Source organism: Arthrobacter sp. GW822-FHT05G07 (genome assembly GCF_058799755.1).
This window is the reverse complement of record NZ_JBXALT010000003.1, coordinates 47,963-70,391: the sequence shown is the minus strand read 5'-3', so window position 1 is coordinate 70,391 and position 22,429 is coordinate 47,963. Positions and strand designations below refer to the sequence as shown.

Below are 22,429 nucleotides of genomic sequence, written 5' to 3'. Positions count from 1 at the left end.
CGACACCCTAAAGAATGCTGGCGATGCGGGGCATCTTCAACCGCGGCTTGCGGGCCTCTGCCGGACGGGGGTCGCGGTGGGCAAGTTTCTCGCGCAGCATGGTGCGCCCCCGGTGGATGCGGGATCGGACGGTCCCCAGCTTCACACCGAGCGCCTCGGCGACTTCGTCGTACGAAAGGCCCTCAAGGTCACACAGCACGACGGCGGCGCGGAAGTCCGGTGGGAGTTCTTCCAGGGCCCGCTGGACATCAAGGTCAAGGTTGTTGTGCTCGAAGCTCTGTTCCGGGCCGGGCTCGCGACCGGGCAAACGGGATTCGGCATCCTCGGCGAGCGCATCGAAGCGGATTCGGCTCTTGCGGCGCGCCTGATCCAGAAATAGGTTGGTGGTGATGCGGTGCAACCAGCCATCCAGGGTTCCCGGCTTGAAATTCTCAAGTGAACGAAACACCCTGACGAAGACCTCCTGCGTGAGATCCTCGGCGTCGAACTTGTTGCCGGTCAGGCGATAGGCGAGGCGATACACCTTGGCGGAGTGGTTCGAAACCACTTCCTCCCAGCTGGGCATGACCCAATCAGTAACGGCCTCAAGGCTTTCCGTTGTTTGGACTGGCGCAGCATGCGATGCCGGCATCGTCCACTCCCCTCAAACTCTGGTACACCGAATCTTCGGTGCCGCCCACCTCATGGATGACCGGAGCATTATCATCCCAAGTTTGTCTGGGAATTTCCTGACTGGCGGGCCATTTCTCCGCAAGGCTGAACTCGGTGACGGACACAGGCTCGGAGGAGCTCCCCTGCAGCGGGTTTACCGGTGCGGACCCAGTAGTCTTGGTACAAACACCCCTACCCGCGGAAAGCGAACCCCTTCATGAGTGCCGACAAGTCAAGCAGCTGGTCCTACGCAGAAGATCTGCCGGCTGAGGATGACGTGTTGTTGCGCGCCCGGGAGCGGTCCTTTGAACTCGGTGTTACCCCTATCAGCCCCGGTGTGGGTGCAGTGCTGACAGTGCTCGCTGCCGCTTCAAAGGCCCAGACCGTGGTGGAAGTCGGTTCGGGTGCCGGAGTGTCCGGGGTTTGCTTGCTGCGTGGACTAAGCCCCCATGCTGTGCTGACCACCATCGACGTGGACGTCGAACACCTTAAAGCCGCCAGGGAAGCGTTCCTGGAGTCGGGCAGTCCGGCCAACCGTACCCGCACCATCTCAGGCCGCGCAGCTGATGTGTTGCCTCGCCTGACCGACTCCGCGTACGACCTCGTCTTCATCGATGCCGACAAGCCAAACTTCCCCAAGTACGTGGAACAGGCAATCCGTCTCTTGAAGTCCGGAGGCACCTTGGTCATCAACGATGCTTTGGACAAGGACCGTGTCTCCAATCCGGCGGCGCGGGACGCCACCACCGTGGTCCTGCGTCAGATCGTAAAGGCAATTCGCGACGACGAGCGGCTGGCTTCCGCGATGCTGCCGACGGGCGACGGGCTTCTGGTGGCTGTCAAGAAATAGATCGCCCTTCAGTGGCACGAGAACAGCTTAAACAACAGCAGGGCCTCGGCTTGCCGGGCCCTGCTGTGTAACTCTATTCAAAACGCCTATTCAGTAACGCCTACGAGGCATTCCTTGAGGTTGGCCGCTTCCGCAGCGTTGAGCTCGACAACGAGTCGTCCTCCGCCTTCGAGCGGCACACGCATGATCAAGCTGCGTCCCTCTTTGGTAACTTCCATAGGGCCGTCGCCGGTACGTGGTTTCATAGCCGCCATTAGGAAAATCCCCTCCATTTGTCCCAAGTCACGCCAACCCGGCCGGGCTGGTTCCGCGTCGCAATTGCAGCCGGCGGCACCGCTTGGAGGCCGCCTTGGCCGGGCACTTTTCGGTGCTTTGTCCTTGCTCTTAGTCCATTATCCCGTAATTACCCGTCCGTAGCGAATCAAACACCTATTTGTCCGGGCTTTGTACATACTCCCTTCACGCAGCAAAGGTCCACGTCAGGGCGGATAGTCCCCGCCCCCGGGGAGCGGAGCCCACGCCCACAGCCACACCACCCAGACGATCTGGAGGAGGACGAACATCACCACCACGGTTCCCCGGTACGCCTTGGACTTGGACAGCAATGCCACGCCCAGTGCCAGCGGGAAAAGGGGCAACAGCATTCTGAACGTACTGGTCTGAGGATGCAGGAAGACCAGCAGGTATCCCATGTAGCAGGCACACCACAGCCGCAGCTCTGCTCCGAGGGCTCTGACGGGCTTCGACATCATGACCAGCACGAAAAGAGCGGCGAAGACGAAGGGGGCCAGCACGCCCAGCACAGGACCAAACAGCATCCGACCCGTGTCGAACCATGGTTTGAAGGGCACAAGATCGTGCCCCCGCCATGCTGTTTCAGTCCGTGTGTAGGCAGTAAATTCACCGGTAGTAGCCCAAGCGATGGCCGGCCATGCGAGAGCTCCGATGCCCGCTGCAAGCACCAGTGCGCCCAGTGAAAGCAAGCCGCGCACCGACGTCGTCTCGTCGTCATCACGGACCGAAGCTTGGGCCGATAGCGTCCTGGACCGCCCGAAGCGCTGCCATACACGCCAAATCAGCAGCAAGCCCATCATGGCTGCGAAGGGTACCCCCGTCGGCCTGGACAAGCACATCAGGAGCACAACCGGAATTGCGGCCAGATATCGGCGGCGGACCACCAGCAACAAGGAGCCGGACAACAGCAGCAGATTCAAGGACTCGGCATACGGGACCTGGAGGATCGGCGACACGGGAAAAGTAGAGACGAAGACGACGCCCCAGAGTGCGGCGCGCTTGCCTGCGAACTCGCGGAAGAGCTTGTAAATCACCAAAGCTGCGCCCACACCCGCCAGCATGGCGATGATGGTGAGCGCCGGGAAGGTTCCTATCCCCGTGGCTGCCGAGAGACCCCGGGCCAGGAAGGGAAAGAGCGCATAGAACGCCCATGCGTTCTGCTGTACCACACCATTCGCGTCTACGGGCAGGATCGAGGGGTAACCGTTATCGGCAGCTTCCTGGTACCAGCGTCCATCCCAGATAGTGATGAAGTTCCAGTAATCCGGGGCCGGCGGGAACCAAGGATTTGTTCCCTGGTGAATGGCAGCCGCCATGAAGATACATGCACTGACCATTCTGGCCACCACAAAAATCAAGGAAACCTGCAGCCACCAAGGCCATCCAGCCATTCTTACTGCCGCGGTCGAGAGCCCGTGGGAAAGCCGATCCGTGGGGGTTCGTGAGCTCACGGCTGGGTCCGACCGGTTTCGCCGCCCTCACGACGCGGCTGCTGTACCAAGACGCCAAGTCGTTCGATCTCGCGGTCCTTGGCCTGCAGCTGGTCTCTGAGCTCCTCCAGGACCTGGTCAACCTGATCCATGCGGTACCCGCGAAGCCCCAGGGCAAAGCTCAAGGAGTCGATGTCTGCGGGCTTGGCATTCTCCGGCAGCAGGACAGCGGGCAGGTTGGGGACCGGTTGATCAAGTCCCGATCCGATCGAACGCCCCCGTAGGATCCCGGCACCGAGATACAGCGCCGCACCGACGAGGACTATCGCGAGAAACACCAGGAAAAAGCTCACAGGGTCCATCGTGCCAGAAACGGCCGCCTACTCCGGGCGCTGCTGGTTTCCGTTGGTGGTAGGCGGAAGTGGTGCGCCGTGCAGGACACGGTGCACGGCATCGGCGGGGTCGTCCACCAACTGGATCAGGTCGAGGTCCTTCTCGGACACCATGCCTTCTGCCACCAGGGTGTCCCTGATCCACTCAAGCATGGGTCCCCAGAACCGAACACCGAGCAGCACGATGGGGAACGAGGTCACCTTGCGGGTTTGGACAAGCACCATTGCCTCGAACAACTCATCCAAGGTGCCAAGCCCTCCGGGGAGCACTACGAAGCCCTGCGCGTACTTGACGAACATGGTCTTGCGGGCGAAGAAGTACCGGAAGTTGATGCCCAGGTCCACCCACTGGTTGAGTCCCTGCTCAAATGGCAGTTCAATGCCCAGGCCCACTGAGACTCCGTTGCCTTCCACGGCACCCTTGTTGGCAGCTTCCATGGATCCGGGGCCGCCACCGGTGATCACCGCGACCCCGGCTTCAGCGAGTTTGCGCCCCACGTCCACGGCCATCTCGTAGTACTCGGTTCCCGGCTTGGTCCGCGCCGAACCGAACACACTGACGGCAGGTCCCAGGTCAGCCAGGGCTCCAAAGCCCTCCACGAACTCACTCTGGATCCTCAGGACACGCCACGGATCGGTGTGGATGAATTGCCCGGCACCACTGGTATCCAGCAAATGCTGGTCCGACATTCCCGTGTCCGCTTGTTTGCGTCGGAGCTCAAGGGAGCCTTTGTGCTTGGCGGGTGCGATCTCCGAGGGGAGCGGCACGTGGGTGCCCGTGACGCGACCGTTGGCATCCGGGTGGGGAATGGGGTGCTGGCTGATGCTCATTGCCCAAGGCTAGCGCGGATGACGGCATGCTCCGTCGCTGCGACCCGCTTCTTGCATTGCAGTCTGGTATCTCGCTGGGGAGCAGGTTTCTGTTCAGTCACGATCTTCAGGAAGTTGCCGTGACCGTGGTCATATTTGCTTCTTTGTTCGCTAGATTCGTCGTATGACTACTCAAGCGTCCGGCGATGCCCTCGTCTCCCTGAACGGCGTCAACAAGCACTACGGTCAATTGCACGTCCTCAAGGACATCAACCTCCAGGTTCAAAAGGGTGAAGTCGTGGTGGTTATCGGACCTTCAGGTTCCGGTAAATCCACTCTCTGCCGTGCGATCAACCGTTTGGAAACCATCGACGACGGCGACATCGCCATCGACGGGAAGAAGCTCCCCGAAGAAGGCAAGGACCTAGCGCACTTGCGTGCCGACGTCGGAATGGTGTTCCAGTCCTTCAACCTGTTCGCCCACAAGACGATTCTTGAGAACGTCACGCTGGGCCCCATCAAGGTTAAGAAGGTGGCCAAGGGCACGGCTGACAAGGAGGCCATGGCCCTCCTTGAGCGCGTAGGCGTCGGGCACCAAGCACCGAAGCTTCCCGCCCAGCTCTCCGGCGGCCAGCAGCAGCGTGTGGCCATTGCCCGTGCTCTTGCCATGAAGCCGAAGGTGATGCTGTTCGACGAGCCCACCTCCGCGTTGGACCCCGAAATGATCAACGAAGTACTGGACGTCATGATCCAGCTGGCCAAGGAAGGCATGACCATGATCGTGGTCACGCACGAAATGGGCTTCGCCCGCAAGGCCGCTGACCGCGTGGTGTTCATGGCCGACGGTCAGATCGTGGAAGACGCAACTCCCGAGGAATTCTTCACCAACCCGAAGAGCACTCGCGCCAAGGACTTCTTGTCCAAGCTCTTGACCCACTAGCTCCTTACCGCCCGCACCCCGGCCGTAAGGCGGCCATCCAATGAAAGGAACATCATGAAGTCTCTTATTACCCGGAGGAAGTCACTCCTGGTGGCCGCATCGGCTGCGCTTGCCCTCTCGCTGAGCGCTTGCGGCGGCGGCAGCACAACCACTCCCCCGGTTGCCTCGGCAAGCTTTGAAGCCGGCACCACCATGGAGAAGCTGAACAAGGCCCAGACGATCAAAATCGGGACCAAGTTCGACCAGCCGTTGTTCGGCCAGAAGGGCCTGGATGGCAAGCCTGTCGGTTTCGACGTCGAAATGGGCAAGGCAATCGCCGCAAAGCTTGGTATTCCGGCTGACAAAATCGAGTGGGTAGAGACGGTCTCCCAGAACCGTGAGTCGTTCATCGAGCAGGGTCGCGTCGATCTTGTGATCGCCACGTACACCATCAACGATGCCCGCAAGGAAAAGGTCGCCTTTGCCGGCCCTTACTACGAAGCAGGCCAGGCGTTGCTGGTGAACAAGGACGATACCTCCATCACCAAGCCTGAAGATGTCTCGGGCAAGAAGGTCTGCTCCGTCACGGGTTCCACCCCGGCCAAGACCATCGCCGAAAAGTACGGCGCAGAGGTAGTCCCTGCGGCCACCTACACCGCCTGCCTGGAGCCCCTGCGTAACAAGCAGGTTGTCGCCGTTACCACCGACAACGTCATCCTCGCCGGCTACGTCGACAAGGAGCCGGACGCCTTCAAGCTCGCCTCGGATGAAACCTTCACCAAGGAGCCTTACGGCATCGGCCTGAAGAAGGATGACACCGTGTTCCGCAACTGGATCAACGACCAGCTTGAGGGATTCGCCAAGGACGATACCTACAAGAAGGCTTGGGAAGCCACTGCAGGCAAGGTCATCAAGACTGCCCCTGAACTTCCTGCCATCAACCGCTACTAGCTAGTCGGGACCCGTCAACTGCCGCCGCCCATCGGGACGGCGGCAGTTGACGAATCCAGGACCCTGTTCCCTGATTAGCTGCAGCCAAAGGAAGCCATGGACGCCGTCATAGCAAGCCTCCCCGAATATTGGGACGGATTTCTCCGAACCCTTTATCTCTCCGTAATTTCAGGAATCATTGCCCTCATTGTCGGCACACTCCTGGCGGCCATGAGGGTTTCCCCCGTGGCAGCACTTCGCGGTTTCAGCATGTTCTATGTTGAAGTGGCACGTAATACCCCATTGACCATCATTTTCTTTTTCGCCGCCATCGTTTTGCCCCGGTTGGGCGTTAAGTTCGAACAGTTCGAAGTCGCGGCCATCATCGCGTTGAGCAGTTACACGGCAGCCTTCATCGCCGAAGCCGTCCGTTCCGGCGTCAACAGCGTGCCTGTTGGCCAGGCGGAAGCTGCCCGCAGCGTAGGCATGACCTTCACACAGGTTTTGGGCTTCATCGTCCTCCCCCAAGCCGTACGCACCGTCATTCCTCCGTTGATCAACATCCTGATTGCACTGGTCAAGAACTCCTCGGTGGCCGGCGCGTTCTTTGTCCTGGAGCTTTTCGGTTACGGCCGCCAGCTCTCCAATGACTACGGCAACCAAGTCCTCTGGATCCTCCTTGGGGTGGCTTTCTTCTACCTCTTGATCACGGTTCCTTTGGGACTTCTGGCGCACTTTGTTGAACGAAAGGTGGCGATTGCCCGATGACATCGGTCCTGTACGACGTCCCCGGGCCCAAGGCCCGCCTGTATTCGCTCCTGGGCTCCGCCGCCGGAATTCTGATCATCCTCGGCATCCTCGCCATCGCCGTCACAACGCTGGCGCAGCAAGGCATCTTCGACGCAGACCGTTGGGAGATCTTCTACGGCCCCATGGCACCCGATGTCTGGAGCCTGATCGGCCAAGGCATCCTCGCCACGCTGGCCGCAGCCGCTGTGGCAGCCGTGATCGCATTCCCCTTGGGCATTGCGCTCTGCCTGCTGCGTATTTCCTTGATTCCCTGGATCCGGATACCCACGCAGGTAGTGCTTGAGTTCCTCCGCGGCATGCCCGTGGTCCTTATGATGTTGTTCGTCCTGCTGGTTTTCGCCACAGGTCAGTTCCAGGCCGTGGTTGTTGGCTTGGTTCTCTACAACGCCGCCATCTTCGCTGAGATCCTGCGTGCAGGCATCCAGTCTCTCCCCAAGGGACAACGCGAGGCTGGTCTGGCCATCGGCCTCCGCAGTTTCCAGTCACGGATGTCCATCGAGTTCCCTCAGGCTGTGCGCCGGATGCTTCCGTCCTTGGTTGCCCAGTTGGTGGTTTTGCTCAAGGACACCTCGCTCGGCTACATCGTGGGCTATGAGGAACTCCTGCGGAAGATCCAAATCATGGCCGACTTCCTTGGCCCTGACTTCCTGTTCCCCGCCTTCTTTGTGGGCGCTGCGATCTACATCCTGATCAACCTGACGGTGTCACGGATTGCGATCATGATTGAACGCCGCGGTTCCAAGAAGGCCGCCGGCGGCATGGCATCGGCCATCAAGACGGTGGACCTCGAGGTCAACGTACCCGGTACGGACAACAAGAAGTAATCCCCGCACCAAAAAAGAAAGTCCGCAGCCACCGGCTGCGGACCTTCTTTTGTTGGGGGCAACCCTGAGGGCTACGGCGCCAGCCACGTCCTCAGTGCACGGAGGCACTCACGGATGGCATCGGCGTCGACGTGCTCGTTGTCCTTGTGAGCCAGCAGCGGATCGCCGGGTCCGAAGTTCACAGCCGGGATGCCCAGCTCACTGAAACGCGCGACGTCGGTCCATCCGTATTTGGGCTTGGGCTCGGCACCGACTGCGGCAACGAAGGAGGCTGCGGCCGGGTGATTGAGTCCAGGACGCGCGCCGGCAGCGGCGTCCGTACGGACGACGTCGAATCCCTCCAAGAGGTCCCGGACGTGGGCCTCGGCCTGGTCCGGTGTTTTGTCCGGAGCGAAACGGTAGTTGATTTCCACCACGCAGCGGTCCGGGATCACGTTGCCGGCAGTTCCGCCGTTGATCTTCACCGCGTTGAGGCTCTCACGGTAATCGAGGCCGTCCACGTTGATGGTCTGCGGTTCGTAGTCGGCGAGCCGCGCCAGGATGGGGGCTGCGGCGTGGATCGCGTTGACGCCCATCCATGCGCGTGCAGAGTGGGCTGTTTCGCCGATGGTGGTGGCTTCGAAGCGGCTGGTGCCGTTGCAGCCGCCTTCCACCGTGCCGTGGGTTGGCTCCAGCAGGATCGCGAAGTCGCCCTGCAACAGGTCACCGTGGTTGCGGACCAACCTTCCGAGGCCGCTCTTGACCGCTTCCACTTCCTCATGGTCGTAGAAGACGAAGGTGACGTCCTTGTCCGGCTGCCGCCCGTCGTCGAACAGTGTTGCCGCGAGGGCGAGCTGCACCGCCACGCCACCCTTCATGTCTGTGGTCCCGCGCCCGTACAGGATGCCTTCACCGGGAACCCCGGACTCCCACGTGGCCGGAACGGTGCCCAGTGAGCCCTCCACGGTGGGAAGGGGCACGGTGTCCAGATGTCCGGCCAGGATGACGCGCTCGGAACGGCCAAGTTCGGTGCGCGCAATGATGGCGTCGCCGTCACGGGTCACGGTATAGGCCGGGATGGCACGAAGGGCGGACTCGACGGCGTCGGCGAGTTCGGTCTCGTTGCCGGACACGCTGTTGAAGTCAATGAGCGCGGCTGTCAGCACGGCAACGTCCTGGCGCAGGTCAAGGAGGGCGGGAGCAGGGTTCAGGGTCACCCGTCCAGCCTAATGCCCGCAATTGCGACTTCTATGGCATGAGACGGGTTTTAACCGACCTCTGCCTGCTGGATAGACTTGGCGCATGACTGAAACTGCTTCCTCTGCTGTGCCCGCAAACGCGCCCGCCAACCACCGATCAGCCTATGGCTTCGGCCTCGCCACCATCGCCACCTCGGCTTCCGGGGAAGCAACCGTGCTGGACGTCTGGTACCCGGCACCCGCGCTTGGTGTCACCGCCGAAACCCTGCGCGACGTGGACAATGCCGATCCTGCGCTCACCGCACTTGCCGAGGAAGGCAAGGACGCCGACCGCGGAACCGAGCAGAAGGTTGTCTTTGCACAGATCGACCTCGACGCCGCCCCTGCAGACACGGCCGACGCGTACCTGCGTTTGCACCTCCTCTCCCACCGTTTGGTCAAGCCGAACAGCATCAACCTGGACGGTGTCTTCGGCAAGCTGCCCAACGTTGTGTGGACCAACTTCGGTCCCGCAGCTGTGGACGGCTTCGAACTGACCCGTGCCCGCCTGCGCAAGCGCGGCAACGTTGTGGTCTTCGGCGTGGACAAGTTCCCGCGGATGGTCGATTACGTGATCCCCTCCGGTGTTCGCATTGCCGACGCCGACCGCGTCCGTTTGGGTGCCCACCTCGCCGAAGGCACCACGGTCATGCACGAAGGCTTCGTGAACTTCAACGCAGGAACCCTTGGCACTTCCATGGTGGAAGGCCGCATCTCGGCAGGCGTCGTGGCCGGTGACGGTACGGACGTCGGCGGCGGAGCGTCCATCATGGGCACGCTCTCCGGTGGCGGCAAGGAAAAGATCGCACTGGGCGAGCGTGTTCTGCTCGGCGCCAACTCCGGCGTAGGCATCAGCATTGGCGACGACTCCGTGGTGGAGGCGGGCCTGTACGTCACCGCCGGTACCCGTGTGCGCGTTCCAGGCCCCAAGGACGAGAACGGCGAGGACACCAGCAAGATCATCAAGGCCGTGGAACTCTCCGGCGTTCCCAACCTGCTCTTCCGCCGCAACTCCACCACCGGCGGCGTGGAAGTACTTCCCCGCAAGGGCCAGACCGTGGAGCTGAATGAGGCTCTCCACGCCAACTAGCAGGAGAGAATCAATGCGCCGGTTCCGCCGCGCCATGGTTGCGGTGCTGGCTTTGGCCCTCGTAGCAGGTGCCATTTACGCAATAGTCGCAGTGCTGCAGCGCTCCGAGACCCTGGTCACGGAGCGCTGCTTTGCCATTGTCGGCTCTGAAAGCCATGAGCTTGCCACGGACCAGGCTGCGAACGCTTCGCTCATCTCCGCGATTTCGGTCCAGCGCGGACTTCCACCCAGGGCAGCAAGCATTGCCCTGGCCACGGCCATGCAGGAATCAAGGCTGCGCAACATCAATTACGGCGACGACGCCGGGCCGGACTCCCGCGGATTGTTCCAGCAGCGGCCCTCGCAAGGCTGGGGAACCGAAGAACAAGTCATGGACCCCGTCTATGCAAGCAACGCGTTCTTTGACGGACTGGTCAAGGTGGCCGGCTACGAATCCATGGAAATCACCCAAGCAGCACAAGCGGTCCAACGTTCCGCTTTCCCCCGCGCTTACGCCCAGCATGAGGGCATGGGCCGGGCCTTCGCTTCCGCTCTCACCGGACACTCCACCGCTTCTTTGAACTGCGAGTTGCGCATGCCGGAGGCGGCCGGTGACCCTGCCGTCGTCGTCGATGAATTCACGACGGCGTTCGGCACCCAAGCGGCCACCATTCAGGGTCGCTCGGTTCAGCTGGAGATCGGTGGAACGCAGGCCTGGGCTGTGGCTCACTGGGCGGTGGCAAACGCCAAGACCCTGTCCATCACGCAGGTGGACCTTGCAGGCCAGACGTGGAACAGGCAAAAACGCGACGGCTGGCAACCCTCTGCCGCGGCCTCCGAGGGCGTCACGATCACCGTATCGGCACCTACCACCTAAGCCCTACTGGAATTCCTTCAGGCGAGCAGCTCAACCACAGGCTGGACGTAACTGCGGAACACGTCAGGCTCGGACAGCAGGCGGTGGCTCATGATCATAGTGCTCGGTTCCAGATACCAGGCACGGGGTTCACTGAGTGGCAGCTCAATAATGGTGAGCTCGAAGTCGCGGGAACTGCGGCCGACTTCAAGGAGCCTGTCTTCCACCATTTCGTTCAGGACGTGCGTCACGCCGTTGGCTTCACGGGCTGCCTCAAGATGGGCGTACTCGTCAATCCTGTCCGTGGCCCATCCGAGCGCTGAACCAAAATGTGCCTGCAGGACGCGCTGCAGTGCCGGCGAGTTGCCGAAGGCCTTGAAGCTTGGCGGTGCCAGCTCAGGAGCCGGGTTGGGATAGGACTTCACCAGGCTCTCCCACCAGGCCTCCCACTCGGTCTTGAGCGCCGGGAAGCCCCCCACGTCAGAGGTGAGATGCTTGTGGTCGGCATGCCGGACTTTCGGAGCAGCGTGGGAGAGCATCGGTTTGCCGGCGCCATCCAGTCCCGCTACATCGCGCAAGTACAGGGCGATGAGCATCGGCCCGGACGTATCCATAGTGATGCGCCATCCCGGGCCGCCTGACTCGTGCATGCGAATTCCTCCCTTGGCAGGTCCCCGACATGTCCCAGTCTATTCCCGATGGCTGCGGACGGTAATGGCGCTGCAGGATGGTTTAGCGGTGGACTGGCACGGCTCCCAGGGATCGCAGGTGGGCTGTGAGGACGTCGCTGCACATCTCCGCGGTCATCCACTCGGGCTGCAGCAGCGCGTGCATGCAGAGCCCGTCCATGGTGGCCAAGAGCCTTTCAGCTTCAGTCACCAGGGTTTGCTGCGCGTCAGCCCCGCCCGGGCTCAGGATCATGATCAGGCGACCGACGATGGCGGCCACAGCGCGGTGGCTGCGCTCGGCTTCGTCGGCCAGGACGGGCTTGATCCTGGCGGCGTGCCGGAACGCCATCCAGACGCACGCGTCTACCGCCAGCTCCTCGTCCAAGGGCAGGACCTGTCCCAGGAGATTCAGCACGGCGTTGTGCTGCTCAGGGCTTTCCGGTGATGCTTCCTCGACGGACGTGAGCGCCGCCTCAAGACGCCCGGCGATGCGATCAATGACTGCCCCGAAGGAGAAAACCAGAAGTTCATCACTGCTGGCGAAGTAGTGCCGCACCGAGCCAACAGCCAGCCCCGCTTCGTCAGCTACTTCCCTGAGGGATGCCCGTTCCAAGCCGTCGCTGGCAATGATCCGGAAGACAGCTTGGACAACTTCAAGGCGCCGGGCTTCGGCATCAACAATTTTGGGCACCAGTATTTTTTAGCACGAACGTGCTTCAACACCGCTCAACAGAGAGCGGCGTGGCTCCGATTTCCGCTAGCGTAGGAACCATGAAAATTCTTGTCACGGGTGGCACCGGCTACATCGGTTCCCACACCGTTTTGTCCCTTCAGGAAGCCGGCCACGACGTCGTTGTGCTCGACAACCTCGTGAACTCCAGCGAGGAATCCCTCCGCCGGGTGTCGGAGCTCACCGGCAAGACCGCCGCCTTCCACCAGGTGGACCTGGTGGACGAGCCCGCAGTTGAGGCCGTGTTCGACCAGCACCAGATCGACGCCGTGATCCACTTCGCGGGACTGAAGGCCGTGGGAGAGTCCGTCCAGGAACCCCTCGCCTACTACTACAACAACATCGTGGGCACCCTGAACCTGCTCCGCGCCATGGACAAGCACAACGTGCGCTCCATCGTGTTCAGCTCCTCAGCCACCGTGTACGGCGAGCACAACCCGATCCCCTACATCGAGAAGATGGAAATCGGCGCCAATAACCCGTACGGCCGCACCAAGGAACAGATCGAGGACATCCTCTCGGACCTGGGCAACGCCGATGACCGCTGGCATATCGCACTGCTGCGCTATTTCAACCCCGTGGGCGCACACCCGTCCGGCCGCATCGGCGAGGACCCCCAAGGCATCCCGAACAACCTTGTCCCCTTCATCGCACAGGTAGCCGTGGGACGCCGCGAGAAGCTCATGGTCTTTGGTGGCGACTACGACACCCCCGATGGCACCGCCCAGCGTGACTACATCCACGTAGTGGACTTGGCAGACGGCCACGTAGCAGCCCTGAACTACATCGCCGAGCGCGCCGGCGTCCGCCGCTGGAACCTTGGCTCCGGCCGCGGTTCGTCCGTTCTCGAAGTACTGCGCTCCTTCGAGAAGGCCGTGGGCCAGCCCATTCCGTACGAGATCACCGGCCGCCGCGCCGGCGATCTCCCCGCCTTCTGGGCCGACGCTTCGTCCGCCCTCGCTGACCTTGGATGGTCCACCACCAAGACCGTGGACCAGATGTGCGAGGACCACTGGCGCTGGCAGAAGAACAACCCTTACGGCTACAACGCTGCCGAGCCTGCCGCGGCGAGCAACGCCTAATCCGCCGCAAACACGGCAAGCAACGACGGCGGCCGCCCACCTCGCGAGGTGGGCGGCCGCCGTCGTTATTGACGCTGTTGCCGTATCAGTTGGCCGGGTAGTTGCGCTCCGGCTCCCCTGTGTAGAGCTGCCGCGGGCGGCCGATCTTCGTCTGGGGGTCGTTGATCATTTCGCGCCACTGGGCAATCCAGCCCGGGAGGCGTCCAATGGCGAAGAGGACGGTGAACATCTTCTCCGGGAAGCCCATGGCCTTGTAGATGAGGCCGGTGTAGAAGTCGACGTTCGGGTACAGCTTGCGCTGGATGAAGTAGTCATCGGCCAGTGCCTTCTCTTCAAGGCGCATGGCGATGTCCAGCAGTTCGTCGTTGCCGCCAAGCTTGCCCAGAACTTCGTGTGCCGTTGCCTTGATGATCTTGGCGCGGGGATCGTAGTTCTTGTAGACGCGGTGTCCGAAGCCCATGAGGCGGACGCCGTCTTCCTTGTTCTTGACCTTCTCCATGTAGTCCTCGGGCTTGATGCCGTCGGCCTGGATCTGGCGGAGCATCTTCAGTACGGCCTCGTTGGCACCACCGTGCGCCGGGCCGAAGAGGGCGTTGATGCCGGCGGACACCGACGCGAAGAGGTTCGCGTTGGACGAGCCCACCAGTCGCACGGTGGACGTGGAACAGTTCTGCTCGTGATCGGCGTGAAGGATGAGCAGGAGGTCGAGGGCCTTGACGACCACCGGGTCCATTTCGTACTGCTCGGCGGGAAGGCCGAAGCTAAGGCGCAGGAAGTTCTCCACAAGGTTCATGGAGTTGTCCGGGTAGAGCATCGGCTGGCCGATGGACTTCTTGTGCGCATAGGCAGCGATAACCGGCAGCTTGGCCATGAGGCGGATGGTGGAAACTTCCACGTGCTCCGCGTTGAAGGGATCCAGCGAGTCCTGGTAGAACGTGGACAGCGCCGAAACAGCCGAGGAGAGAACCGGCATGGGGTGGGCGTCGCGCGGGAATCCGCCGAAGAAGCCCTTGAGCTCTTCGTGCAGGAGCGTGTGGCGACGGATGCGCTGATCGAACTCCTCCAGCTCCGTGGGAGTGGGGAGGTTGCCGTAGATCAGCAGGTAGGAAACCTCGAGGAAGCTCGAGTGCTGCGCGAGCTGCTCGATGGGGTAACCGCGGTAGCGCAGGACACCTGCGTCGCCGTCGATGTAGGTGATGGCCGAGGTGGTGGCCGCTGTGTTCATGAAGCCGGGGTCATAGGCAACGGCGCCCGTCTGCTTCAGCAGCTTGGAAACGTCATAACCTTCGTTTCCTTCTACAACCTTGATGCGCGGCAGTTCGAGTTCGCCGCCGGCATGGCGCAGTGTCGCGCTGGTGGTCTCAGTCATGGAGTCCCCTTCATGAGGCCTTTGGGCCTCTATCGAACGCTTGTCCAACCAACTTCTGGTGCCGCCGCCTTCGACCCTACTGTTGCAGGGCTCCAACGACCGAAGTGCTTTCTTAGTGAAGGCCACCATTGATAGTCAGTTAAAAAGTTACCGCCAGTAACCCTACGGAACTAATCCGTGCCGTCCGGTTACTGGCGGAATGACGCTATTAGTGGTGCAAGTCACAGCATTGTTATGAGGCTGTGGTGAGCCGTTCAACGGCGGCATCAATTCGCTCGTCGCTTCCGGTGAGGGCCACCCGGATGAATCCGTTGCCGGCATCGCCGTAGAAAACGCCCGGGCCCACCACGATGCCAAGTTCAGCGAACCGCGCCACCGTATCCCAGGTGGCTTCGCCGGCCGTGGACCAGAGGTAGAGTCCCGCTTTGGATTCGTGGATTGTCAGCCCGAACTTTTCAAGCGCCGGCACGATCCTCTCGCGTCGCCCCCGGTACAGGTCCTTCTGGGCCAGGACATGGCCGACATCTCCCAGCGCAACACGCATGGCTTCTTGCACAGGGTAGGGAACGATCATGCCCGCATGTTTGCGGCTGTTGACCAGATTCGCCATGATCGCCGAATCTCCGGCCACGAACGCGGCACGGTACCCGGCAAGGTTCGACTGCTTGCTGAGCGAGTAGACACACAGCAGGCCATCCGTGGAACCACCGGTAACCCGGGGATCCAGGATGCTGGGGACGGCTTCCCCGCCGCGCTGGGCATCCCATTCGCCCCAGCCCAGCTCCGCGTAGCACTCGTCAGAGGCCACGACCGCTCCGAGCTCACGGGCCTGAGCTACGATCCTTTGGAGTGACTCAACGTCCCGGACGCTGCCCGTGGGATTGCCCGGTGAGTTGATCCAGATCAAGCGCACTTTAGCGCGGGTGGCTGGATCGAGTTCATCCAGGTCGTCAGCTGCAACGGCAGTGGCACCTGCCAGTGAGGCTCCGATGTCGTAGGTCGGGTACGCGACGGTGGGACGCACAACGACGTCCCCGGCGCTCAAACCCAACAGGAACGGCAACCAAGCCACCAGCTCCTTTGAACCCACCGTCGGCATGACGTCCTTGGGATCCAGCCCCGGGACGCCGCGACGACCGGCGAACCAGTCCACAACGGCCTGCCGCAAGGCTTCCGTACCGTGAACCGTGGGATAGCCGTGGGCGTCGGCAGCGTTGGCCAGAGCCTCACGGATCAGCCCGGGGGTGGGGTCCACCGGCGTTCCGATAGAGAGATTCACTGCACCGCCGGGATGCTTGGCGGCCGTGGCAACATACGGCGCCATGGCCTCCCAGGGGTAGTCAGGCAGGTTCAGGCCGAAAGCCGGCGCCGCGGAAATCAAAGAAACTACCGCCTAGTGGTCTTGGTTCTGCGGGGGCAGCGCGGCGATGTACGGGTGATCCTTGCCCGTGTTGCCGATCTTGGCGGCACCGCCCGGGGAACCGAGATCGTCAAAGAACTCCACGTTGGCCTTGTAGTAGTCGGCCCACTCCTCCGGGGTGTCATCCTCGTAGTAGATGGCCTCAACCGGGCACACGGGTTCGCAGGCACCACAGTCGACACATTCATCGGGGTGGATGTAGAGGGAACGCTCACCTTCGTAAATGCAGTCGACAGGGCATTCTTCAATACATGCCTTGTCCTTGACATCTACACACGGCTGCGCGATTACGTACGTCACGTCCCAGACCTCTCCACGGTTTGTCCCGGCGATAGCCGGGGTAATACGGCCGGCATCATGCCGGGCACTCAACTTCCGAGCCTATTATCCAACAGTGCGCTGACGCCAACCTAGCCCGCGTCTTAGTATGAAACGGTGACTCCCCCGAATTTGCCGCCCCGACAATTCCTTCTCGACGCAGAACCAGGCATCCGGGTGGTGGTCCGCTACCGGATCGAGGACGGGTTGACGGACGCCTTGGGCTATCTGGTGGGAACCACGGAAGGTTCCTGTACCGTACGGACCCGTACTGCCGACGTCGAAATTCCGTTGGCAATGGTTATCGCGGCGAAAGAGGTTCCCCCGCCACCGCCGCGGCGTCAGTCCGCCCGCGTCGCATCCGACTAACAACCAGCGGTTTAACAGCCATAAGCATGATTAACGTCACTACGCCGATGCCGAAGACCCACACGTTGCCCACCGCGTCACCAAGTATCAACTGCTTGGCCGCACCGGCTGAGGACAGGAAGCCGACGGCGGCATAGCTCACCACGCCTGCCACCGCCGTCGGTACTACCGAGCGGGACCACGAAGCGAGCCACAACTGCACAGAGGCAAGCAGCAGCAGCGCAGCGGCCACGCCCCATGAGATCTCCACCCCGGACCAAAGCAAGGTCTGCCGGTGCAAAACCGTACCGGCCAAGGCGACGAAAAGAGCCGCCGGCACGGCCGTGGCAATGCCACGGACCGAACCGGCGACTCTTCTCTTCATTCAGCTGTTCCTGACTGGTTCAGACCAGTACAGGCTAGGACTTGGCGCGGGCGCGGTTGGCCTTGGCGCGCTCGTTGGAGTCCAGGATGACCTTGCGGATACGGATATCTTCCGGCGTAACCTCAACGCATTCGTCCTCACGGGCGAATTCGAGGGACTCTTCGAGGGTGAGATCGCGCGGCGGCGTCAGGTTCTCGAAGGAGTCAGAGGAAGCTGCACGCATGTTGGTGAGCTTCTTTTCCTTGGTGATGTTCACATCCATGTCATCCGCGCGGGAGTTCTCGCCCACGATCATGCCTTCGTAAACCTCGGAGGTGGGCTTCACGAAGAAGGAACCACGTTCCTGCAGGTTGATCATGGCGAACGGCGTAACAACACCGGCGCGGTCGGCGATCATGGAACCGTTGGTGCGGTATTCGATGGGGCCGGCCCACGGCTCGTAGCCTTCGGAGATGGAAGCTGCGATACCGGCGCCGCGGGTGTCCGTGAGGAACTTGGTGCGGAAGCCGATCAGGCCACGTGCAGGCACGATGAATTCCATGCGGCACCAGCCCGTACCGTGGTTGGCCATGTTGGTCATGCGGCCCTTACGGGCAGCCATGAGCTGGGTGACGGAGCCGAGGTACTCTTCCGGCACGTCGATGGTCATGTGCTCCATCGGCTCGTGGATCTTGCCGTCGATGGTCTTGGTGACAACCTGAGGCTTGCCCACGGTCAGCTCGAAGCCTTCGCGACGCATCTGCTCAACCAGGATGGCCAGCGCGAGCTCACCACGTCCCTGGACTTCCCAAGCGTCGGGACGCTCGGTGGGGAGGACCTTGATGGAGACGTTACCGATCAGTTCCTTGTCCAGGCGATCCTTCACCTGGCGGGCGGTGACCTTGGCGCCCTTGACCTTGCCGGCCAGCGGCGAAGTGTTGATACCGATGGTCATGGAGATCGCGGGATCGTCCACAGTGATCAGCGGCAGCGGCTGCGGGTTCTCGGCGTCCGTGAGGGTTTCACCGATGGTGATGTCCTCGATGCCGGCGACGGCAACGATTTCACCCGGGCCGGCGGACTCGGCAGGTACACGGGTCAGAGCCTTGGTGGCCAGCAGTTCGGTGATCTTGACGTTCTTGAGCTCACCGTTGGCGCGCGCCCAGGCCACGGTCTGGCCCTTGCGGAGGGTGCCGTTGTAGATACGGAGCAGGGCGAGGCGGCCAAGGAACGGCGATGCGTCCAAGTTGGTCACGTGTGCCTGCAGCACGCCGTCCGGGTTGTACGTCGGAGCGGGGATGTGCTCGATGATGGTCTTGAAGAGGGGCTCGAGGTCCTCGTTCTCCGGAGCCGAGCCGTTGTCCGGCTGGTCCAGGGACGCACGGCCAACCTTTGCAGCGGCGTAGACGACGGGAACTTCGAGGACCTTGTCCAGGTCCAGGTCCGGAACTTCGTCGGCGAGGTCCGAAGCGAGGCCCAGGAGCAGGTCCATGGACTCGTGGACAACTTCGTCGATGCGGGCGTCGGGACGGTCGGTCTTGTTGACCAGGAGGATGACCGGGAGGTGCGCGGCAAGGGCCTTGCGGAGCACGAAGCGAGTCTGGGGCAGGGGGCCCTCGGAGGAGTCGACCAGAAGGACGACGCCGTCAACCATGGAGAGACCGCGCTCTACCTCGCCACCGAAGTCGGCGTGGCCAGGAGTGTCGATGACGTTAATGGTGATGGTCTCGCCGTTGGACGACGGGCCGTTGTAGGCAACCGTGGTGTTCTTCGCGAGGATGGTAATGCCCTTTTCGCGCTCCAGGTCACCGGAGTCCATGACACGGTCCTCAACCTCACCATGGGAAGCGAAGGAGTTGGTCTGCTTGAGCATGGCGTCGACCAGGGTGGTCTTGCCGTGGTCAACGTGTGCGACGATCGCGACGTTGCGCAGATCGCTCCGCGACGCAGTGTTGGTGATGGTTTCAGACATGCGTTAATGACTCGTTTCAGTGGTGAAGTCAGCTGTTTGTATCCGCGCGCATACCTGATCGACTTGATCGGAACACACAGCGAAAAGACCCCGGGACACAGGGCACCTGCATCCAGTCTAAACGCAGTTGCATTTCTCAGCCTAAAAAGCAAGCGATTCAGTGCTTCAATGTGGCGCTGCTCACACTTTCGAGTTGTTACGTAAACGCAAGTCCAGATGCTGGATTTTCCATGCCCCGTGCACCATGATGGGCTGCAGAACCAGTGCCATGTGGAGAACAACGATGCGAAACGCTCCGGCCGTGTTCCGCCTGCTCGCACCATTGATCGCCATCGGCGTTCTTTCGGTGGGCTGCGGACCAAGCCCAGCACCAATCAGCGCCCCCTCTGGCTCAACCGCGCCCGGGCCCGCGCAGACATCGGCCGCGGATAAACCGCTCAGGATCGCCCCGGCCCCCAGCTCGCTGAACCTACCCGTGGGCTCGCTGTACAAAAACCCCGCGAACAACCGCAGCGAAGTGGTTCTCGCAGACGTGCGCCACACGGCGGTACTCATCGGCGACTCCCAGTCAATGCCGAAGGACTCCTGGCCGCAGCAGGGCATCGCAGCCATGGGCTACAAACTGCACGTCGTAGGCATGGGCGGCACCGGGTACGTGGCCAGCAATGGCAAGACAGGAAACTACATCGATGCGTTGCAACGCGGCGACTGGGTGCTGCCCTTCGGCGACCCGCCGCTGATCGTGATCCAAGGTGGCGGCAACGACGCCACACAACGTGCCACCGACGCCCAGATCACCAGCAACGCCGAGCGGCTTCTCGCCGCCCTGAAGAAGCGCTACCCCGGCACCACGCTGGCCATGATTGGAACCCTTGCCAGGGGCGTGAGCAACGGAGGCGGACGCCGCACGGAAATAGATGCCCTCCTGGGCCGCATCGCCGCCAAGCACGCCATACCGTTCGTCAGCGCGGGCGATTGGCTCACCCGCTACAACGCGATTGTGGATCTCCAAGATGGCGTGCACTTGAAGCCGGCCGGGCATGCAAAGCTGGGCGCCGCCCTGGCTCACGAATTCACTGCGCTTGGCCTCACGGCACGCCGGGACAGCGCCGCCTCCGCACCGGAATCTGCACCTGAATCTGCACCTGCGCAGTAGAGCGCGCGTTGCGGGGCCCGCTCTGCACGCTTCGTGAGCCCTTTTGCGCGCAGAGCAGGCCTCACAATACGTAGTTGCGCGTTGCGCGGCCCGCTCTGCACGCTTCGCGAGCTTTATGACGTGCGCAGCAGGCCTCACAACACGAAGTTAACGGCAAGAGCCGGTGGTTCCCTTCCGGGGAACCACCGGCTCTGTTGCTGACCGGCTGATGAAACTTACGACGCCGGTCAGGCCACCTCTGGGGGCAACAGCAGTGAACCACCCGGGATGGCGTCCAGAAGTGCCTGCGTGTAGGCCTCCCTCGGGTTGTCGAACACGTCATCCGTGCTGCCAGTCTCCACAAGCTTGCCCTTCTGCATGACGCAGACGTGATCCGCAATCTGCCGCACCACCGCAAGGTCGTGGGTGATGAACAGGTACGTCAGGCCGAGGTTGTCCTGCAGGTCAGCCAAGAGGTTCAGCACCTGGGCCTGAACGAGGACGTCCAGTGCGGAGACCGCTTCATCACAAATGATGACTTCCGGATCCAAGGCCAAGGCACGCGCAATGGCAATGCGCTGGCGCTGGCCACCGGAGAGTTCGTTGGGGTAACGGCGCATGGTGGACTGCGGCAGCGCCACCTGGTCCAGAAGCTCGCGTACTTTCTTCTCACGACTGGCCTTGTTGCCAATCTTGTGGGTCCTCAACGGCTCTTCAATGGTGCGGAAGATGTTGTACATCGGGTCGAGGGAACCATACGGGTCCTGGAAGATCGGCTGAACCCGGCGACGGAACTTGAACAGATCCTTGCTGCCGAGCGTGGACGTGTCCACGCCGTCAAAGATGATCTTTCCAGACGTCGGTTCCAGCAAGTTGAGGACCATTTGTGCCACTGTGGACTTGCCGGATCCCGACTCGCCAACAATCGCCGTGGTGGTTCCACGCTTGACAGCAAAAGACACGGAATCCACGGCGGTGAAGTCTGTGGACTTGCCAATTCCTCCACGAAGCTTGAAGACCTTGGTCAGGTCCTGGACCTTCAGGACCTCCTCCGGCAGAGCCGTCTCGACGACGACGGGCTCAACAGGAGCCAGCAGCTCCTCCGACTCGATACCCTGCTCCTTGGCAACCTGGATACGACGTGACGCCAGGGACGGCGCCGAAGCAACCAGCCGCTTAGTGTAGGGGTGCCGGGGGTTACGGAGAAGTTCCAGAGACGGGCCGGACTCCACAACCTGGCCCTTGTACATGACAACTACCTTGTCCGCGCGCTCAGCTGCGAGGCCGAGATCGTGGGTAATGAGCAACACAGCCGTTCCCAGCTCGGAGGTCATCTTGTCCAAGTGATCCAGAATTTGCCGCTGGACCGTAACATCAAGGGCAGAAGTCGGCTCATCCGCGATCAGGAGGCGCGGCTGGCACGAAAGCCCAATCGCAATGAGCGCGCGCTGGCGCATACCTCCGGAGAACTCGTGGGGGTACTGTTTGGCGCGGCGGGTGGCGTCGGGCAGACCGGCTTCGGAAAGCACCTTGGCCACGTCCTCGGGTCCGGAAGGAAGCCCGTTCGCTTTCAACGTCTCCTTGACCTGGAATCCGATCTTCCAGACGGGGTTCAGGTTGGACATGGGATCCTGCGGAACCATCCCAATGGAATTGCCGCGAAGCTCGATCATCCGCTTCTCGCTGGCATGGGCAATGTCTTCGCCGTCAAACAGAATTTCGCCGCCGGCAACTCGTCCATTCCCGGGAAGCAGCCCGATGGCCGCCAGGGCTGACGTCGATTTCCCTGAGCCTGACTCCCCCACAATCGCCACAGTTTCCCCAGGCATGACCGTGAGGTGGGCGTTCCTCACAGCATTGACCTCACCATTACTGGTGGTGAAGTTGATCGCGAGATTCTTGATCTCCAGCAGCGGACGCTCCGAGCCAGCGACTTCTTCCTGGATGTGAACTGAAGAGTTCATGGCTTCG

General features: G+C 61.9%; 24 protein-coding genes. 10 read left to right on the top strand and 14 right to left on the bottom strand.

The genetic code is table 11. The annotated features are described in order from the left end of the window. Positions 1-7 precede the first annotated feature (7 nt). Positions 8-631, bottom strand: a complete 624-nt coding sequence (sigE, locus tag AC1RJY_RS05495) for an RNA polymerase sigma factor SigE (RefSeq protein ID WP_011775433.1) — start codon at positions 629-631, stop codon at positions 8-10. 237 nt (positions 632-868) lie between these two features. On the opposite strand from sigE, the gene AC1RJY_RS05490 reads away from it, so the two are divergent. Further along, a complete protein-coding gene (locus AC1RJY_RS05490) occupies positions 869-1,501 on the top strand; it encodes an O-methyltransferase (RefSeq protein WP_011775434.1) in 633 nt (210 codons plus the stop codon). An 86-nt stretch (positions 1,502-1,587) separates the two neighbouring features. On the opposite strand, the gene AC1RJY_RS05485 is transcribed toward AC1RJY_RS05490, so the two are convergent. The 4 genes from AC1RJY_RS05485 to AC1RJY_RS05470 form a co-directional block, all read right to left on the bottom strand. Continuing rightward, positions 1,588-1,755, bottom strand: a complete 168-nt coding sequence (locus AC1RJY_RS05485; RefSeq protein WP_009357720.1) for a DUF3117 domain-containing protein — start codon at positions 1,753-1,755, stop codon at positions 1,588-1,590. A gap of 225 nt (positions 1,756-1,980) precedes the next feature. Next, positions 1,981-3,186 (bottom strand): putative hexosyltransferase, encoded by a 1,206-nt coding sequence (locus AC1RJY_RS05480; RefSeq protein ID WP_043806200.1) that lies wholly within the window; start codon positions 3,184-3,186, stop codon positions 1,981-1,983. A gap of 56 nt (positions 3,187-3,242) precedes the next feature. Further along, entirely contained in the window at positions 3,243-3,587 is a 345-nt protein-coding gene (locus tag AC1RJY_RS05475; protein ID WP_498601749.1) for a DivIVA domain-containing protein, read from the bottom strand. Between the two features lie 18 nt (positions 3,588-3,605). Then, the gene (locus AC1RJY_RS05470) at positions 3,606-4,448 is read right to left on the bottom strand and encodes an LOG family protein (RefSeq protein WP_011775437.1); all 843 of its coding nucleotides are present in this window, start codon (positions 4,446-4,448) and stop codon (positions 3,606-3,608) included. Between the two features lie 163 nt (positions 4,449-4,611). Here AC1RJY_RS05470 and AC1RJY_RS05465 point away from each other — a divergent pair, with 163 nt between their 5' ends. The 4 genes from AC1RJY_RS05465 (at position 4,612) to AC1RJY_RS05450 (ending at position 7,910) form a co-directional block, all read left to right on the top strand. Next, complete coding sequence (locus AC1RJY_RS05465) at positions 4,612-5,367, top strand: amino acid ABC transporter ATP-binding protein (RefSeq protein ID WP_011775438.1); 756 nt, start codon at positions 4,612-4,614, stop codon at positions 5,365-5,367. Between the two features lie 54 nt (positions 5,368-5,421). Then, on the top strand, positions 5,422-6,297 hold the full coding sequence (locus tag AC1RJY_RS05460; protein WP_011775439.1) for a glutamate ABC transporter substrate-binding protein: 876 nt from the start codon (positions 5,422-5,424) through the stop codon (positions 6,295-6,297). Positions 6,298-6,393: 96 nt separating this feature from the next. Further along, a complete protein-coding gene (locus AC1RJY_RS05455) occupies positions 6,394-7,044 on the top strand; it encodes an amino acid ABC transporter permease (RefSeq protein WP_011775440.1) in 651 nt (216 codons plus the stop codon). Beyond that, positions 7,041-7,910: an amino acid ABC transporter permease gene (locus AC1RJY_RS05450; RefSeq protein WP_011775441.1), complete on the top strand. Its 870-nt coding sequence runs from the start codon at positions 7,041-7,043 to the stop codon at positions 7,908-7,910. The genes AC1RJY_RS05455 and AC1RJY_RS05450 overlap by 4 nt, the downstream gene beginning before the upstream one ends. Before the next feature lie 71 nt (positions 7,911-7,981). Here the strand turns inward: AC1RJY_RS05450 and dapE are convergent, their stop codons facing one another. Beyond that, on the bottom strand, positions 7,982-9,106 hold the full coding sequence (gene dapE, locus AC1RJY_RS05445; protein ID WP_498601746.1) for a succinyl-diaminopimelate desuccinylase: 1,125 nt from the start codon (positions 9,104-9,106) through the stop codon (positions 7,982-7,984). Positions 9,107-9,191: 85 nt separating this feature from the next. Between dapE and dapD the strand changes: the two genes are divergently transcribed. Then, positions 9,192-10,217 (top strand): 2,3,4,5-tetrahydropyridine-2,6-dicarboxylate N-succinyltransferase, encoded by a 1,026-nt coding sequence (gene dapD, locus AC1RJY_RS05440; RefSeq protein ID WP_498601745.1) that lies wholly within the window; start codon positions 9,192-9,194, stop codon positions 10,215-10,217. Positions 10,218-10,230: 13 nt separating this feature from the next. Further along, complete coding sequence (locus AC1RJY_RS05435) at positions 10,231-11,073, top strand: hypothetical protein (RefSeq protein ID WP_014922299.1); 843 nt, start codon at positions 10,231-10,233, stop codon at positions 11,071-11,073. Positions 11,074-11,090: 17 nt separating this feature from the next. Here AC1RJY_RS05435 and AC1RJY_RS05430 read toward each other — a convergent pair whose 3' ends face one another. Beyond that, positions 11,091-11,702 carry a hypothetical protein gene (locus AC1RJY_RS05430; protein WP_011775445.1) on the bottom strand — a complete coding sequence of 204 codons (612 nt, stop codon included), beginning with the start codon at positions 11,700-11,702 and terminating at the stop codon, positions 11,091-11,093. Between the two features lie 82 nt (positions 11,703-11,784). Further along, on the bottom strand, positions 11,785-12,411 hold the full coding sequence (locus AC1RJY_RS05425; protein ID WP_210063587.1) for a TetR/AcrR family transcriptional regulator: 627 nt from the start codon (positions 12,409-12,411) through the stop codon (positions 11,785-11,787). An 80-nt stretch (positions 12,412-12,491) separates the two neighbouring features. Between AC1RJY_RS05425 and galE the strand changes: the two genes are divergently transcribed. Continuing rightward, on the top strand, positions 12,492-13,532 hold the full coding sequence (gene galE / locus AC1RJY_RS05420; RefSeq protein WP_043470474.1) for a UDP-glucose 4-epimerase GalE: 1,041 nt from the start codon (positions 12,492-12,494) through the stop codon (positions 13,530-13,532). Positions 13,533-13,617: 85 nt separating this feature from the next. Here the strand turns inward: galE and AC1RJY_RS05415 are convergent, their stop codons facing one another. From AC1RJY_RS05415 to fdxA, 3 genes are all read right to left on the bottom strand, one after another. After that, positions 13,618-14,901, bottom strand: coding sequence for a citrate synthase (locus AC1RJY_RS05415; protein ID WP_026005754.1), 1,284 nt, complete (start codon positions 14,899-14,901; stop codon positions 13,618-13,620). 232 nt (positions 14,902-15,133) lie between these two features. Then, positions 15,134-16,282 carry a succinyldiaminopimelate transaminase gene (gene dapC, locus AC1RJY_RS05410; protein ID WP_011775448.1) on the bottom strand — a complete coding sequence of 383 codons (1,149 nt, stop codon included), beginning with the start codon at positions 16,280-16,282 and terminating at the stop codon, positions 15,134-15,136. 12 nt (positions 16,283-16,294) lie between these two features. Further along, positions 16,295-16,621 (bottom strand): ferredoxin, encoded by a 327-nt coding sequence (fdxA, locus tag AC1RJY_RS05405; RefSeq protein ID WP_017200392.1) that lies wholly within the window; start codon positions 16,619-16,621, stop codon positions 16,295-16,297. 135 nt (positions 16,622-16,756) lie between these two features. On the opposite strand from fdxA, the gene AC1RJY_RS05400 reads away from it, so the two are divergent. Continuing rightward, a complete protein-coding gene (locus AC1RJY_RS05400) occupies positions 16,757-17,008 on the top strand; it encodes a putative acetyltransferase (RefSeq protein ID WP_498601743.1) in 252 nt (83 codons plus the stop codon). Here AC1RJY_RS05400 and AC1RJY_RS05395 read toward each other — a convergent pair. Both AC1RJY_RS05395 and typA read right to left on the bottom strand, forming a co-directional pair. Further along, positions 16,941-17,372, bottom strand: coding sequence for a hypothetical protein (locus AC1RJY_RS05395; RefSeq protein WP_210063586.1), 432 nt, complete (start codon positions 17,370-17,372; stop codon positions 16,941-16,943). The two genes, AC1RJY_RS05400 and AC1RJY_RS05395, sit on opposite strands and share 68 nt — an antisense overlap. Positions 17,373-17,406: 34 nt before the next feature. After that, on the bottom strand, positions 17,407-19,323 hold the full coding sequence (gene typA, locus AC1RJY_RS05390; RefSeq protein WP_011775451.1) for a translational GTPase TypA: 1,917 nt from the start codon (positions 19,321-19,323) through the stop codon (positions 17,407-17,409). 160 nt (positions 19,324-19,483) lie between these two features. Here typA and AC1RJY_RS05385 point away from each other — a divergent pair, with 160 nt between their 5' ends. Further along, a complete protein-coding gene (locus tag AC1RJY_RS05385; RefSeq protein ID WP_498601741.1) occupies positions 19,484-20,479 on the top strand; it encodes an SGNH/GDSL hydrolase family protein in 996 nt (331 codons plus the stop codon). Positions 20,480-20,706: 227 nt separating this feature from the next. Here AC1RJY_RS05385 and AC1RJY_RS05380 read toward each other — a convergent pair whose 3' ends face one another. Beyond that, positions 20,707-22,422 carry a dipeptide ABC transporter ATP-binding protein gene (locus AC1RJY_RS05380; protein WP_238324338.1) on the bottom strand — a complete coding sequence of 572 codons (1,716 nt, stop codon included), beginning with the start codon at positions 22,420-22,422 and terminating at the stop codon, positions 20,707-20,709. Positions 22,423-22,429: the final 7 nt, after the last annotated feature.